Source organism: Paenibacillus sp. PsM32 (genome assembly GCF_030433815.1).
In the GTDB taxonomy this organism is placed as follows: Bacteria; Bacillota; Bacilli; order Paenibacillales; family Paenibacillaceae; genus Saccharibacillus; species Saccharibacillus kyungheensis.
The window spans coordinates 24133-41288 of the sequence record NZ_JARUWY010000011.1 but is presented as its reverse complement, the minus strand read 5'-3'; the positions used below and the strand labels follow the sequence as shown (position 1 = coordinate 41288).

At 40.2% G+C, this 17156-nt stretch carries 13 protein-coding genes; 4 read left to right on the top strand and 9 right to left on the bottom strand.

All coding sequences use genetic code 11. The features are described from left to right. Positions 1–57 precede the first annotated feature (57 nt). A complete protein-coding gene (gene nagE, locus QCD85_RS18610; protein ID WP_301263525.1) occupies positions 58–1560 on the top strand; it encodes an N-acetylglucosamine-specific PTS transporter subunit IIBC in 1503 nt (500 codons plus the stop codon). Positions 1561–1655: 95 nt separating this feature from the next. Here nagE and lepB read toward each other — a convergent pair whose 3' ends face one another. Next, positions 1656–2162, bottom strand: coding sequence for a signal peptidase I (gene lepB / locus QCD85_RS18605; RefSeq protein WP_301263524.1), 507 nt, complete (start codon positions 2160–2162; stop codon positions 1656–1658). Positions 2163–2295: 133 nt separating this feature from the next. Between lepB and QCD85_RS18600 the strand changes: the two genes are divergently transcribed. Beyond that, the gene (locus QCD85_RS18600) at positions 2296–2748 is read left to right on the top strand and encodes a DUF4385 domain-containing protein (protein ID WP_301263523.1); all 453 of its coding nucleotides are present in this window, start codon (positions 2296–2298) and stop codon (positions 2746–2748) included. 59 nt (positions 2749–2807) lie between these two features. Beyond that, on the top strand, positions 2808–3845 hold the full coding sequence (locus QCD85_RS18595) for a MerR family transcriptional regulator (RefSeq protein WP_301263522.1): 1038 nt from the start codon (positions 2808–2810) through the stop codon (positions 3843–3845). On the opposite strand, the gene hcp is transcribed toward QCD85_RS18595, so the two are convergent. From hcp to QCD85_RS18555, 8 genes are all read right to left on the bottom strand, one after another. Beyond that, positions 3842–5128 carry a hydroxylamine reductase gene (gene hcp / locus QCD85_RS18590; protein WP_301263521.1) on the bottom strand — a complete coding sequence of 429 codons (1287 nt, stop codon included), beginning with the start codon at positions 5126–5128 and terminating at the stop codon, positions 3842–3844. The two genes, QCD85_RS18595 and hcp, sit on opposite strands and share 4 nt — an antisense overlap. A 235-nt stretch (positions 5129–5363) precedes the next feature. Next, a complete protein-coding gene (locus QCD85_RS18585; protein ID WP_273613960.1) occupies positions 5364–6779 on the bottom strand; it encodes an MATE family efflux transporter in 1416 nt (471 codons plus the stop codon). A gap of 347 nt (positions 6780–7126) precedes the next feature. After that, positions 7127–8008, bottom strand: a complete 882-nt coding sequence (locus tag QCD85_RS18580; protein ID WP_301263520.1) for a stalk domain-containing protein — start codon at positions 8006–8008, stop codon at positions 7127–7129. A gap of 108 nt (positions 8009–8116) precedes the next feature. Beyond that, positions 8117–10732 (bottom strand): glycoside hydrolase family 32 protein, encoded by a 2616-nt coding sequence (locus tag QCD85_RS18575; protein WP_301263519.1) that lies wholly within the window; start codon positions 10730–10732, stop codon positions 8117–8119. 46 nt (positions 10733–10778) lie between these two features. Next, the gene (locus QCD85_RS18570; protein ID WP_301263518.1) at positions 10779–12242 is read right to left on the bottom strand and encodes a glycoside hydrolase family 32 protein; all 1464 of its coding nucleotides are present in this window, start codon (positions 12240–12242) and stop codon (positions 10779–10781) included. 42 nt (positions 12243–12284) lie between these two features. Continuing rightward, positions 12285–13862, bottom strand: a complete 1578-nt coding sequence (locus tag QCD85_RS18565; protein ID WP_301263517.1) for an ABC transporter substrate-binding protein — start codon at positions 13860–13862, stop codon at positions 12285–12287. Positions 13863–13898: 36 nt separating this feature from the next. Continuing rightward, positions 13899–14780 (bottom strand): carbohydrate ABC transporter permease, encoded by an 882-nt coding sequence (locus QCD85_RS18560; protein WP_274171592.1) that lies wholly within the window; start codon positions 14778–14780, stop codon positions 13899–13901. A gap of 14 nt (positions 14781–14794) precedes the next feature. Continuing rightward, positions 14795–15727, bottom strand: coding sequence for an ABC transporter permease (locus QCD85_RS18555; RefSeq protein ID WP_420540676.1), 933 nt, complete (start codon positions 15725–15727; stop codon positions 14795–14797). Positions 15728–16086: 359 nt separating this feature from the next. Between QCD85_RS18555 and QCD85_RS18550 the strand changes: the two genes are divergently transcribed. Continuing rightward, positions 16087–17151: a LacI family DNA-binding transcriptional regulator gene (locus QCD85_RS18550; RefSeq protein WP_301263516.1), complete on the top strand. Its 1065-nt coding sequence runs from the start codon at positions 16087–16089 to the stop codon at positions 17149–17151. Positions 17152–17156 lie beyond the last annotated feature (5 nt).

Here is a 17156-nt window from a genome sequence, read left to right as displayed (position 1 = left end):
GGTTGTGCAGTAGGTATACATGATACATCTATCATATTTATTTAAGGGGGATTACCAATGTTAGGATTTTTGCAAAAGATTGGGCGTTCTTTAATGCTTCCAGTCGCTACACTTCCAGCAGCCGCTATTTTACAAGGTCTAGGATTGTTGAATTATGAGACTGATATTCCATTAGGATCAACAGTCGGAGGATTTATTAATCACTATATCACTCCATTTTTGACAGCAGGAGCAGGAGCCATTTTTAGTAATCTGGCACTTATCTTTGCAATCGGGGTAGCGATCGGAATTGCTCGTGATGCAGTAGCTGCGTTATCGGCAGTAATTTCGTATCTGATCTTAGTCAAAATATTAAGTATTGTACCTACGATATTCGGTTATATTGGCGATGATGTTAAATTAGACATGGGCGTACTCGGCGGAATACTGGTCGGATTATGGTCAGCATATCTATACCAACGCTTTTACAATATCAAATTGCCTGAATGGTTAGGGTTCTTCTCAGGTAAACGTTTTGTACCGATGGTTACTGCATTTACGACTATCATTCTTGCTACATTGTTCGGGATGATCTGGAGTCCTATTCAAGACGGGATCGCGATTTTTGGTACATGGGTTGTAGGGCTTGGCGGTATTGGTGCTTTTATATTCGGTATGGCGAACCGTTTGCTCGTTCCGATCGGACTGCATCATGTATTGAACTCGATCGCTTGGTTCCAGATTGGTGATTATACTAATGCTTCTGGTGAAGTGGTACATGGCGATCTAACACGCTTTTTCGCAGGCGATCCATCAGCAGGAATGTTTATGTCCGGATTCTTCCCAATTATGATGTTTGCTTTACCAGCGGCGGCGTTTGCAATTATTCATACCGCTCGTCCTGAAAAGCGTAAAGCTGTAGCTTCGATCTTTATCGGTTCTGCGATCGCTTCGTTTTTGACAGGGATTACCGAGCCATTAGAATTTGCATTTATGTTTGTAGCACCTGGATTATATCTGGTACATGCTATTTTGACAGGTCTATCTGGTCTGGTTATGTATTTGTTAAATGTTAAATTAGGATTCGGTTTCTCAGCTGGTCTCATTGATTATCTGGTAAATATGAAATTAGCTACCCATCCACTGGTTATGATTCCTGTAGGACTTGCTTTTGCAGTCATCTACTATACATTGTTCCGCTTCTTGATCGTGAAATTCAATCTCAAAACGCCAGGTCGTGAAGATGATGAACCTGTTGCTAATCTGGAAAAAACACCTTCAGATTCGTTGACACCTACTGCGGCGATTAGTGCACAGCCTGAAGTTAATGCAAATGATAGTCAAGCGGCTCAAGTATTGCATCAACTAGGAGGTTCACCAAATATCGAGAGTATCGACGCTTGTATTACTCGTCTGCGTCTGGTGGTCAAAGATGATCGTCAAGTCAATGATGCAGAACTTCGCAAGCTCGGAGCGGCTGGCATCATGCGACTCGGACAAGGCGCTGTACAGGTTATTTTCGGAACCAAATCCGATGCACTTAAAGATGAAATTAAAGACATTATGGGCGACCATTCATAACAGTTTGATCCAAATCATGCACAACAAAAAGCAGATATTCTCTTTGGGAGAGAGTATCTGCTTTTATTATTTTATATGAATTATTTGTCTCTACATTAATGAGTAGAATTAAGCTTCCTTCCTTGAATCGCTGTTACTTCACCTTTTACTTTTTGAATCGAAATGGTTCCAAACATACGGCTATCCATACTATTAGAACGGTTATCTCCTAATACAAAAAAATGATGTTGCGGAATTTTTTTATTTCCACCATTGTAATCGGTGATATTGTATACATGTCCTTCTGCTTTTGCTTTTTTTATAGCTGCTTGTATGTATGGCTCTTTAATAACTTTGTTGTTAATATACAACTGATCCCCTTTGATTTTTATCTTTTCACCGGGTAACCCAACAACACGTTTAACAAAGATCTTCTCATTTTCAGGCGATTGGAAAACAATAATATCTCCACGCTCAATATCTTTTTCGGTCGCTGTGACTACAGTTAAGCGATCTTCCGCATAAATATTCGGTTGCATAGCCGGACCTTCTGCGATATAAGACTGGCTTCCCCCTTGTAACAACATTGTAGATACTACAATATTCCATAACAACGAGCTCATCTCCAACACCTTCCTTTGATCTTATTCTGTCCTAAAATATCCTTTTCGTAAATACATATTAACTGCAAACTGACATAACCGACTATAAATAGGGTAATAGAGAGTTACTTATCTATATAAAGGAGTTCTTAGTATGCCTGAGAAATTTGATTATACGTTAGACTATACGAAGCTAGATCTACGCAAACAGCCTGAATTATATCGAGTCGGTAAAGGCGAGCAAGGTGTTTTAATGGTTGAGCCCTACAAAGGTGAAATTTTACCGCACTGGCGCTTCAAAACGCCTGAGATCGCTACCGAATCGTCCGAGAAAATCTATGCGATGTTTCTGAAATATAAAGAAAAAGACGATTTTATCGGGATGGATATGGCTCGTAAATTTCTACAAATGGGTTATACCCGTGCACGTCGTTACACCAATCACAAAGGTGGTCGCAAATATGATGAAAATGGCGAAATTCTTCCTTATACCGATGATCCGATCAAAGCCGAAGCCGCTCGCATTTTCAAAGTGAAATGGGATGAAGCCAAAGTCGATCCCGATTATATCCGTATGAAAAAAGAACATCAGCAGAAATACGGCTGATGTTCTTCTAAACGTTCATGATATGATGGAGTATAATTTCACACTAAAGGAAGCTGATTTTGTTGAAAATCAATGAATTGTCTAAGCGTCTGGGTATCTCAACACGCACAATCCGCTTTTACGAACAACATGGTCTATTGCCTTCAGTCCAGCGTGAACACAATCAGTATCGTATCTTCGGAGAAGAAGATATCTGGCGCTTACAGACGATTATAGCGCTTCGTGAAGCCGGTATGGCGATCAAGGAGATCAAGCAAGCGTTAGAACCGCAAGGATTACCAGATAGTCAGCGTCTGCGTTATTATCTGGAATTACAGCGTTCACTACTCACAACACAATGGCTAGAAATGAAACGCATGGCAGAAACGACCGAGCAAATGATACATCTATTGCAGACCCAGCAGACTTTGCCCATTCAAGAGATTTATCATCTGGCGGATCAAGCCAAACATTTACGTGAATTGCGCCAGAACTGGCAAGATCAGTGGGACTTCGATCAGCGTGCGATTACTCATGACCATGATGTGCATACTCGTCGTGAAGAATATCCTCATTATGAGCAAGCACTGACCTCTACAGCAACATTTATTCATGCTACAGCCGGTGAACATGGACTTGATCTCGGCATTGGTACAGGTAATCTAGCTGGCAAATTAGTAGCATCAGGTGTGCATATGTCTGGTGTCGATCAATCACAGGAAATGCTCAAGCAGTGCCAGCACAAATTCCCGATGATCGAGACAAGGATAGGCAATATGCTAGCGATTCCTTATCCAGATGATCATTTCCATTTTGTCGTATCTAGCTTTACATTCAGACATTTGAATCAACAACAGCAATTGTTAGCACTGACCGAGATCCATCGTGTACTGAAGCCACATGGACGACTTTGTTTGACAGACCGTCTGATTGTAGATCAAGCGGTTGTAGAAGATTCATTAATTGATTCATCTACTAATGATCTTGAACATCAATCTGCATATCATCAATGGCAACATCTTGCTTTGCAACAGTGGTTTGAAGAACATGGTTATATCACTAAATATCATACGATCGAGCAGGAAGTCGGCTGTGTGCTGGCGGTTTCTTTACATTAAGAAAGCATATCTGCCATATCTGTTGCCGCATCGCCGATTAATTTCAGTCCAAATGTCGATTGCAATACTTCCATCACACCGTCTGAAATAAATTCAGGTGGCTTCGGCCCAATCCGAATATCTTGAATTCCTAGACTGAATAAGCCAAGCAAAATCGCTACTGCTTTTTGTTCAAACCATGATAATACAATGCTGACAGGCAATTCAGCCATCGTACAACCGAATGCTTCAGCAAGTGCCATCGCTATTTTGACAGTGGAACCTGAATTATTACATTGCCCCAAGTCCATATAACGAGGAATGTCTGTGCCAGGTACTGTACCATAATCGATATCATTAAAGCGGAATTTACCACAAGAAGTCGTTAAGATGACGGTGTCTTGCGGAAGTGAGGTTGCAAGCTCACGATAATAATCTCCACCTTTACCCGGTGCATCACAACCTGCGATCACGAAGAAATGACGAATCTTTTTACTTTGAACAGCTTCAATAATCTCCGGTGCTAATCCCAACACATTGGCATGGTGATAGCCTGTGGTCATAACAGCATCAGATTGCATATGTGCTTCAGGTAAAGATAATGCTCTGGCGATTACTTCGCTGAAGTCCTCGGTCTCTATCTTAGTAACCCCTTCTAACCCTGTCACTCCATAAGTGAAAAAGCGATCTGCATAACTGCCTTTAATCGGCATTACACAATTGGTTGTCGCTAAGATAGCTCCGGGGAAATTTTCAAATAAACGGCGCTGATCATACCATGCTTTACCGATGTTGCCTTTAAGATGAGTGTACTTTTTGAGATGAGGGTACCCATGTGCTGGCAACATTTCCGAGTGAGTATAGATATTGATGCCCAGTCCTTCGGTCTGTTGTAATAAAGCTTCTAAAGCAAATAGATTGTGTCCTGTCACAACGATACATTTGCCTTCTACTTGATTCGAACTGACTGTCACTGGCTGAGGAATCCCAAAGCGATCGGTATGTGCTTGATCCAGTGTATCCATAATATGAAGAGTCGCTTGTCCGACTTGCAACGCCATATCGATATGTTCTTGTACATTAAAGTTGGAATTGGTTAACGTTAAATACAATGCTTCATGGGTGATGCGGTCAACTTCTGGATGAGTATATCCTAATTGACGAGCATGTGTAGCGTAAGCCGCTACCCCTTTGAGTCCAAAAATAATCGTATCTTGCAGACTGGCTACTGTCTCATTTTTCCCGCATACGCCGATCACTTTGCAACCACCTGTTGGTGTCTGTTCACATTGATAACAAAACATGATGTGTATCCCCCTTAGTTGTATGTTTCTTTGATTCAAGCATAGACGGATACCCAAAGGGGCAGGGTGATTGTAATCACTTTTTGCAAAATAATCACCAGATGTGACCAAGTGTGTATATACATAAAAATAGAATACAAAAAACCGTTTTAGCACTTTCTACAGAGTGTAGAAAAAGCACTAAAACGGTTTGTACGATATTGTTATCTTTTACCGATCCATCTTAATAATCATATTATACCGATGCAACAGCTGGAACATTGTCTAGTGATTCCGGTTCATCATGCTGAATAAGAGAATGTTTCTCCCATGCTCTGCTCTTCCAGCGGAAGTACATAATAACAGCACGTACCCATTCATCTGCCGCAATCGCTAACCAGATGCCTGCAAGCCCTAGATTCATTTTGAAAACAAATAGATATCCAAGTGGCAAGCTCATGCAGACCATCGAGATCAATCCCATATAGACAGGGAACTTGGCATCTCCTGACGCACGAAGTGAGTTAATAATCACAATATTACAGGTTCGTCCAGTCTCCAGTAAGAAGCTGAGCAATATGACCTGTGATGCCATTCGAATAATTTCAGGATTATCTGTGAACATACCGATCAATGGCACGCGGAAAATGATAATCAAAATATCCATTACCAGTGTAGCCGCCATCGCCCATTTCACACTGGACCATACCCGTTTGTACGCTTGGTCTTTCAGATTCGCTCCAACAAGACGACCGACAATAATCGCTGTTCCCATTCCGATCGCAATACTGAACAAATAGATAAAGGTCGAGATATTGTTAGCATACTGACGGGAAGCCATTGCTTCACTACCTAGATAAGTAACATAGAATACAAATACCAACTGACATAATTGGTAGGTTACTTGTTCTACCGCAGAAGGTACACCGATTTTCAAAATTTGCATAATATATTTCTTAGTCATACGGAAGTAATCTTTAATCTGAATACGTACTTCCATCACACGATACAATAACCAGAAGAAAATCACTGCACAGATTAGACGACTGACAATCGTAGAGATCGCTGCACCTTGTACACCCATTTGTGGCAGACCCCAGTGACCGAAGATCAACAGGTAGTTACCTACCACGTGAATCACGTTCATAAATACCGATACAAACATCGTTTCTTTGGTAAATCCATACGTACGAATCACTGCTGCTAATGTGTTGATCAATGCTTGTAAGAAAATCGCTCCACCAACAATCGCTATATAACTTTCAGCAAGTGCAAGAATCTCACCTTGCAAATGCATTTTCTCCATTAAATGTCCGCCCAACAAAAGGAATGTACCACTGAGCAACAATCCAACTGTTAAATTAAGCGTAATCGCTACTGCTGTAATACGACTAGCTTCTAACACTTTACGAGAACCTATATATTGTGCGACAACGATTGCTGCTCCGTTCCCGATCACTTCCAATACCAGTATTGCAATCGAGATAACCTGATTGGATGTTCCAACAGCAGCGACTGCATTATCCGATACATCACTTAACATTAAAGTATCAACAATTCCCATTAACATGAACAGAAATACTTCTAAAAAGATCGGCCATGTTAACCGGAAAAGGTTAAATTGTTTGTTAATTACTGCGTTGCTTTCATTGGTGGATGTCATAGCGCTCATGAAATCACCTTCCTTTTGTTCGTATTCGGGTGTTACTTATACAGGCTATCAGCCTGTTTATTTTCACGTTTTTACATAACGTTTTTCAAACAATTCCGACGGGTTCCTCTTAAACTCTTGGTATCTTAGCACACTATTTTTGCGAATGCACTACCTATTTTGAAATTTTCTGAAAATTTTACATGTTTTTTGATTCTAATTTGCTCAAAGTGGGTATTGTGAAGCTTTTCTCATGAAAAGGTATCATTTTCAATCATTTTACAGTATCGTTTTCACGCTATGATCAACAAAAAAGCATACGATACCTTGAATAATCACAAGGTCGTATGCTTGATTAGTTGTTTCTATTATTGTTGTACTAAAGTGACTCGAATCTGATTGTAACCTGGAGCTACCGAACGTGGATTGCCTTGAATAGAAACGCCAAATGCATCATCTTTGGTGCCAACCAGACTAAGTGCATCCGGCTGAATACGGTTATTGGATTCTACTACACCTTGCGCACCATAATAAGCTTGATATGCTTTTCCAAGTGTAACGAGATCCATTTGAGTTGCATAGATCATTAACAATTGCTTTTTATCGCCTGCTACCGATTCTCGTAAGCTAATCGATGTCGCATCGGATGGGAAAGGGAAATCCAGTGGCAAATATTTGGTCGTAATCAACGGTGTGTTGACTATGCTCAGTGCTGGATTCACAGGTACAATATTAGTTACTACTTCTGGAGCTGTGCCTGCGGCATCAATACGACCGCTATCATTCGGATTTAATGTTTCTATAGCAGGTGGCGGTGTGGTAGCAGATGGTGTAGATGTATTGATACTAGCTTTATCGGTTACGGTTGGAGTCGTCGTGGCAGTATTGGGAGTCGTTGAAGTGCTGTTTGAAGTGCCTGTTGAAGTGCTAGCAGGTTTGCTAGTAGCACCAGCATTAGACTTGGGTGTGATCAAAATTTTGTTGTTACTTGAATCATAATTCACATCTGTATTTAGTGCTTCACTGATTGAACGCACTGGTAAATAAGTCGTTCCTTGATACACAATCGGAGACAGCGATTCTCCATTGGGTCCAGTCGGCTTATACGCTTTACCACTGATTTCAATATTAAGATTATGATTAAGCGAAGCTGTAATACTTTCGAGTGTAGAACTTGCATAGACGCCAGCTGATCCTGTTAATGCCATAGCCGCTATATAAATAGGAATAATCCACTTCTTTTTAGACATAATTGTTCCCCTCCTGCTGATTACTAATGAAGTTAGTATTAGTAATATCGGTCAGCGGAAGAGAAACAATTATATGTTATAACTGGATTAAAATAGTTTTTATTAATATTATAGTTTCCAGATACTTTGGAGACGATACACTGTTACATTTATGATTTTAATTTCTCCATTTTTGCTATACAAACGCATACCGGTATCCTGTGAATCTGGCAAAATCAGATCAGAAAAAACAACCTGACCATCATTGGCAAATACTTCAACCGAAGAAGCATCGACAAAGATACGTAATTGGACTCGGCGATTGATCGGTTGTAGGATCGCAGATTGCCTTTTCGAAAATAATTCAGCAAAGCTGGTATTGCCTGACAACGATCGATCGATAAATAGTGACTGTTCTGCACTGTTATAGCCGATCTCTGTTTTGTGGTTATTGCCTTTACGCACTTCAAATCCCCAAGCTTGTGCAGGATAGGTTGCCGGCAATTCGATTTCAGCTTCAATCTCATAACTACCTGCTTGCAGATCAGCCAACACATTAGGCGACTGCTCTGAGATCACTTGATTCGTAATCGTCCGTAAAGGTGTGCGTAACGAAGACAGTTCAGTCAACGGTTTTTGGAATAAACGTAACCCTTCTGCTGTATTGCGTAATGATAATTCTCGCGGAATCGTCATTTCACCTTTCCATGCTGTTGTTGGGAAAGCAAATGGATAATCCCAATTGGTCATCCACGCCATCGTTATCCGTCGTCCATCCGGCACATGAGCAAATGACATTGCCGCATAAAACTCTTTTCCCCAGTCTACTTTTAATACTTTACCAGCTGGATTGCTATTGATAAATGTACCCGCAGAAGTGAGATCACCGATAAAGTATTCTGCATCTGAACCTGCTGTTTGCGGATTGGCTCCTGTGCTGATCATCAACACCCATTTGATATGCCCTTGATCGTCTGGTAAAGGAAATAGATCAGGGCATTCCCATACTCCACCTCGAATATAATCGCCATAGCCAAAATTATCTGTCCATGTCCAATCAATCAAATTGGTTGAAGTAAAAAAGCGAATATGATCTCCGCCAGACACCACCATCACCCAGCGTTGATTGGCTTCATCTCTTACTACTTTAGGATCACGGAAGTCCCATCCACCAGCTTCAGTAGCCGTATGACCTGGATTTTGGATAACGATCGGATGGTCTTGTGAATATTGCCATGTGCGTCCTTTATCTGTGCTGTAAGCTAATCCTATTTTCTGATTCCCATTAGGCGCATCAGGATCATAAGAAGTGTAGTAAGCAATCAATCCTTTCCCACCCGAAGAACCAAATAGACCGGAGGCATTCGTAGTATCAGCGATAGCCGATCCTGACCAGATATGCCCTAGGTTGTTCCATTTCAGAGCAAACGGAAGCCTTTTCCAGTGAACAAGATCTGTGCTTACCGAATGCCCCCATTGTCCTCCATCTTGATAAAACAAATGATATTCGCCTTCAAAATACACCATTCCATTTGGATCGCTGATCCAGTTACGTGAAGCAGAATAATGATATTGTGGACGATATTGTTCTGTATAATAATCGGCTGGTGCTGTAACAAACACATCTTGAAAAATAATCTGACCGCCTTGCGCAATCATACCGGTATACCCTTGGGTATAGCTGTTATCTGTTACTGTAATAGCGGCTGGTGTGTATCCATCGACAAAGACCTGAATACGATTTTGGATCATTCGAATTTCTAGATGATGATTACTGCTCGACTGATGCATATAATTTTGAGCAGATTTGGCGATCAGTGTTCCATCTCTTTTTCTCAACTCGACACTGATAGTATTGCCTTGATTGCGTAGATAAGCGATATAACCTGTAGTCGCTTTATCGTTAGCATGGAAAATCAGACCTGCTGTACTGCCCTGTCTATTGTCTGCAAACGAAATATCTGCTTCGGCGATCAGATCGGTTGAACGCAAATTGTATACTTTTATAGACTCTTGCGTTGCAGTGACAATCTTTCCAGAAATATGAGGCATCCATATCCCTGTAGTCAGTAAAGGGGTTTTTAGATTGGTATTGAGGTCGCTAAGAATAACATTTTGAAAAGTTACACTTCCATCCCATACATGCAAGCCCAAATACCCTGAATGATAGGTTGTATCTGTTACTTGCATCACAGGACGATACTGCTTATCCCAATAGACGCTTAACTGAGAGCCGCTGGCTTTGACTTTCAAATGATACGTCTGCCCAGCTTGAACGTCGACCTCATATGACTGTTGCAAAGTACTATTCGTTCCTGAAGCATCTCGAAGCTGAATCTGCCCGGATGTTGGCTTAATCTGTAACCAGTAACCAGCTCCTCCTTCAGCATCAGAGCGAAAAACAAGTGAAGCATCTGTCTGCATATCTTGAATAGTCACATTGGCTTCATAGACAAAATCAGCCGATAATGTCGTTGATATCGCACTGACATTTTCTTTGGTATCTGAAGTTAATACGATCCCTGCTGTACTGTCTCTCATCGTTCCTTTTCCTTTGATCATCCATGAGGAGATATTGGTTTTGGCCTGAGTAATCGTTACTGCACTACTTGATACAAGAGTAGCCTCTGGTGTTGCTGTCGCCTGTGCAGAAGTTATCCCTACCAGACTGAGACTGCATAATATCAGCATGATGACCGCTATCAATCTATACGTGAAGATAGATAAGATACCTGTATGCTTCATCTGTTCTTTCCTCTCTATGCGCCCATGATGATACGAGATTGTTGGATCAAGAAGGCATTAGCTGATAGATATGAAATGATGCCACTGGTAGATTTTGACCAAGTGATTGGATATCTAACCCCTGTGCATCATGATCTGGAAAAATAAGATCGGTGATCACGACTTGTCCATCATTAGCAAACAGTTCAATAGAAGAGCGATCTACATAGATACGTAGCTCAATCACCGATTGATCTTGATGCACGTTGGTTATATGTTTTCCTGCAAAGTCAGGGTGGAAATGATGATCTCCTGAATCGGTGCGATCAATATAAATTTCACCTTTATCTCCCTCATACCCGACAACAGTCGCTTGGTGCTGTGATGTACGTAATTTCAAAGCAAATTGACTATAAATATCAGCTGTCATATGAATCTCATAACTTTCCAACTGTAAAGTGTTCAGCTTGCTCTGAATGTCTGCGATAGTGACGTGTTCTAAAGACAGTATCGTGTTACGCATCGGGAGTAGCTCTTGTACAGGTTGTTGAATAAGGGTTATGCCTTGTGCTCGCTGTTCTAACGTAAGTTCGCGCGGTAGAGACATCGCCCCACGCCACAATTCGGTAGGTGTTAGATTGGCATATTTCCAATTGCTCATCCAGCCGATACATATACGCCGACCATCTTCAGCCGGAATATCTGACCAGCATACACCTGCATAATGATCTCGCCCATAATCAAGCCAGCGCACCTCATAAGAAGAAGCATCTGGTGTAAATGTAGTTCCATCAAAGTCTCCGATAAAATATTGAGTTCGCGACCCTTCGACATATTCATCACTGCTTCCAATACTGACTAACATCACCCATTTGGTGATTGCCGATTGACCATCGACCACTAACGGGAACAGATCAGGGCATTCCCATACCCCATCATGCGAACCTATCCCTTCTCCAAATTCACTAAGAAATGTCCACTCTTTCAAATTCGGTGAACGATACAAATGAACCGTTTGCCCGCAAGCCAGAATCATAATCCACTGTTCCGTAGCTTGATGCCAGAATACTTTGGGATCACGAAAATCGATCAGTTCCTTATGTTCTAATACAGGATTGCCCTGATATTTGATCCATGTTCGACCTGCATCCAGACTGTACGCTAGACTTTGTCTTTGCTGCGCACGATCCAATTCATGGTTATGATCATGATGGGTAAAGATAGCGACTAATCCAGCTTGCCCGCCAAAAAAGCCTGTAGAATCGTGCCAATCGACCACTGCACTGCCCGAGAAAATAGTACCGTACTCATCAGGTGCTAGTGCGATAGATTGTTCCTGCCAGTTCACCAGATCTGAACTGATGGCGTGTCCCCAATGCATCGGTCCCCATGTTGTTCCATCGGGATGGTATTGAAAAAAGAGATGATACTCATCATTAAAATAGACCAATCCATTCGGATCATTGATCCACCCTTGCTGAGGGGTAAAATGATATAGCGGTCGGTATTTTTCTTGTGATTGAATAATCATAATGATAAAGCTCCTTCGGTATCGTTATAGTCACTGTTAATGCTATTGCTGATTGCGGTCATATCCTGATTGTTTGATTTGTAGCCATTCTTGTAATCCCAAGCGATCTAATTCTTGTAGATATGCAGGCCATTCTTCATTCACTTTGCCATTTTGATACCATTCTGTACGTTTGCGTTGGACATAAGCGAACAGATCCGTTTCTATCGTCGATAAGCGATCTAACTCTTCAATCGAAAAGAATACTTTAGGATAAATATGATCAGCTTGCATATGCGGAACCATTACTTTCTTCATTAGTTTTAATCGTGCTGCCGCATCATCAGGCATTGTTGTGTATTTGCCGTAATACTCATTGAGAACTGCTAGCGGGCCAGCGATATTGGTTTTTTGACGTACTTCAACAGGCGCTGATCCTTCTAAAGAAAGATGTTCCAACATGCCTTTCTTTTTATCGAATTTGAAAATATTTTGCTCTTTAGTATCTCCGTACGTTCCCCAGTTATCTTGTACCGATTGTAGTGGCTCGTATAATTGATCGATCCATTTAGCTGTTGCTTCTAATTGTTGATTGGTACTGGTAATGACCATCTTACCGCGATCAAATCCCATTCCATTTGTACGGGTTACATTGATCTGTACATTTGGGCCAGCCAACGGATTCATCAATTCATAATCATCATTAGAACCGGTAATATTGGCTTTGTCCCATGTGAAATACAATCCGTAACGTTTGTCTTTTCCTTTTGCTAGATACGTATTCCAGTCTTGTTGAGAAGATTCCACATCAATCAGACCTTCTTGATACAAGCTATGAATATAATTGATCGCATCTTTGTATCCGTTATCCGATGCGGTAAAAACAACTTTGCCATCATTGGTAACGACAGTATGATCCCAGTTATCGCCGAGTCCAAATGATCCATACAAAAAGGTCAAATCTTCGCCACCTGGCTTATCGATAAACGATAGCGGAATTTCATCAGCTTCTCCGTTACCGTTCGGATCTTGCGTTTTGAAAGCGATCAATACTTGTTTTAACTCTTCTGTCGTTTTAGGCATTTTGAGCCCTAACTTTTTGAGCCATGCTTGATTGATCCATGGGAAATCATCTACCGATTGAATCGCTTCTTTACCTGTCCCTAATTCTTCAATCCATGGGAAAGAATAAATATGTCCATCTGGTGCTGTAATCATTTTTTTGTACTCAGGTGCTTTTTTTAATACTTTTTGAAAATTAGGCATATAGTTGTTGATCAGATCATCTACCGGAATAATCACGCCATCTTTAGCTAATTTGAGCAAATCGTAATCGCTATATCCAGCATCAAAGATACCATCTGGAAGATCACCACTCGCAACTGCCAAATTTCTTTTTTCCACAAACTGATCGGTCGTGTAATTTTTCCAGTTGATATGAATACCTGTTTTTTCTTCCAACCGTTTATTGATTAATTTATCGTTCGGATCAGCAGGAGCAAGCGCAGAACTTTGGGTCAAAAAATTCAAAGTCACTTTACCATTGGGATCGGTATTTTGATTGGATGCACCCGAGTTACAACCTGTTAAAAGTAGCGCTATTGTTAAGCCAAAGATAGACACTTTTTGGATCATTTTCATTATATTTGCCTCCATTACTGTATTGAGATGCCCTGCTTATTTAAGCGAACCGACCATAACACCTTTTTCAAAATACTTCTGGAAAAATGGATACATCACTAACAACGGCAGACTTGAAATCACAATCGAAGAATATTTGATCATTTCAGATAGACGCTTCAGCTCTGCCATTGCTAATTGATCACCGATCATACCGGGCATCGTCTGGTTCTGAATCAAAATAGAACGCAAAACTAATTGCAATGGATACAGCTTGGCATTATCCAGATAGATCATGGCATCAAAATAAGAATTCCATTGACCGACAAATGCATATAAAGCGATGACAAAAATAATAGGCTTGGACAGCGGCAATACGATACGGAAAAAGATCGTCCAATCGTTCGCTCCATCGACATTCGCGGCTTCTTTTAATTCATTTGGAATACCTTTGAAAAACGTACGTGCTAGAATAATATCCCAGACATTCACAATCCCCGGTAATAAGATCGCCCAGACTGTATCTAACATGCCTAGATTTTTAACTAACAAATACGTAGGAATCAATCCACCGCCAAAAAACATCGTGACTATAAACATGGTCATAAATAGATTGCGACCTTTTAATTCATTTACAGATAACGCATAACCTGCAAATACAGACACAATCACTGTTAAAATCGAAAAGCTAACCGAGTAAAACACAGAATTGATAAATCCGCGGGTCATCGCTTCATTGCCCAAAATTTTGCGATACCCTTCTAAGCTCCAACTGGATATATTAAATGAAATTCCTTTATTGAGTAGAGCGATCGGGTCCATAAAGGAAGCGATTACAATATAGATAAGCGGTACAACAATAATCAGTACTGAGAACGTCAGCAGAATATAATTTAAAATAATAATGAACCGATCCATACGTGAGGATGCCATATTCATCCGGTACACCTTCCTTAATAGAGGCCTTCGCCTTCATTGAGTTTTTTCACTACAAAGTTGACAGCTACTAATAAAAAGACGTTGATCACAGAATTAAATAATCCAACTGCCGCAGAATAAGAATAATCACCTGCTTGTAGCCCTACTTTGTACACATAGGTTGCAATAATCTCAGAGGAAGGTAAATTCATAGATGTCTGCATTAAGTATGCTTTTTCAAAACCTATCGACATAATGCCACCTGCCGCTAAAATAAACACGATCGCCATAATAGGTCGGATCGTTGGTAGATCAATATGCAGAATACGTTGTAGTAGATTGGCTCCATCCAGACTTGCCGCATGATGTAGCTCAGGATCAACGCCTGCCAAAGCCGCCACATAAATAATAGAAGACCATCCTGCACCCTGCCAGATCCCTGACAAAATATAGATCCATCTAAAATATTCGGGTTCTGACATAAACATCAGCGGTTGACCAAATATCGCACTGACCAATTGATTGATAGGACCGACAGGCGATAAAAAGATAAATAACATCCCGACAATAACAACAACAGAGATAAAGTTCGGTGCATACAACACCAGTTGTACATTTTTCTTTATTTTGGCTTGTCGGACTTGATTAAGCATTAGCGCTAGTACGATAGGAATAGGAAAGCTACAGATTAGACCTAGCAAGCTTAACGAAATCGTGTTGGTAAAAATATCTGTGAAATTCGGTGAATGTAAAAACTTTTCAAAATATTTAAGCCCGACCCAATCACTTCGCAAAATACCTTTGAGTGGACTGAAGTCTTTAAAAGCAATAATCGCTCCGTACATCGGAATATATTTAAATACGATCGTCAGTATAAGAGCCGGGGCTAACAACGCGTATAGAAAATAATGATTTTGCTTTTTTTTCAATGTTTTCCTGTGTATCGTTTCACCTTTTCCTGCTTTTATTTTCTGTCCTACTCCATCCACATGATTTCACTCCTTTAAGTCCTATTCTGTTTTTAAGAAAGGGCTTACATTTTGTAATACATGACTATGATTTACAATTTAACAAACAATTTGTTCATTCGTCAATACGTTTTGTAAAAATATTATTTTACATTTGCATTTAATTAATTGACATTAATTCATTGAATAAAGATAATAAATGTACATTATGCACAAATTTAAGTTTACATTTGTAAAATCAGTTTGCTATTCAATGCGAATTATTATACATTTAATACAAATAACGAATACCCAATATAGACCTGATAACGAATCGTTTCTTTTGAAAATATGTGATGATTAAAGGTGGACAAACGATCATGAAGAAAGAAAAAGTGACTATTCAGGATATTGCAGACGCTCTAAATATATCCCGCAATACCGCTTCCAAAGCGATCAATGGCAATACAACGATCCCGATTGAAACACGAAATAAAGTCATTCAAAAAGCAGCCGAATTAAAATATAAACAATTTGCTTATGTAGAATCTGACTATTTAATGCCCAAGTCTACCGGTAATGTCGCTCTGTTAACGTCAAGTCTGCCTAACAATTCGCATTTTGGTTCTTTTCTAATTAGTGGATTTGAAAAGCGAATGAGTATGGAAGGATATACAATCTCTATTCATATTGTGCGTGAAGCAGATATTCAGTCCCTAACGTTACCTAACAATTTTGAAGCTTCCAAAATGGATGGTATTATTTGTATAGAACTATTTGATAGCGATTACAGTAAAAAGATCACCAGTCTGGGATTGCCTACGATCTTTATTGACTGTGCAGTCGATCTACCTTCGCCTTCATTACAAGCCGATTTACTCCTTATGGAAAATGAACATAGTGTATACGAAATGACCAAAACGTTAATACAACAAGGCCATCAACGAATAGGCTTTGTAGGCGATTATAATCACTGTAAAAGCTTTAACGAACGCTGGATCGGCTTCAATCGAGCTTTGGTAGAAGCAGGGATTGCTTTGGATCGAGCTTGTTGTATTTTGGGTAAAGATAGAGAATTTTTCGAGGAAAAAGATTGGATCGATCGTCACTTCAAAGCGATGTCTCACAAACCTTCTGCTTTTGTATGTACGAATGATTTTGTCGCTGTTCATCTTATACAAGTACTCAAAGCCAATCAAATAAAAATACCGGAAGACATATCGGTCTGTGCTTTTGATGATGCTTCAGAATCTAGGATTGTCGATCCTCCTTTAACTACAGTGCATATCTTTAGTACTGATATGGGAATCAATGCCGCAGAAACATTGTTAGCTCGTATCAAAAATCCGAATCGTCCGTATCAAATATCGCATGTACAGACTCATCCTATTTTTCGTGAATCTTCGGCTGTCCTGCATCAATCATCGCTTCCATCTCAATCCTAAGCAAA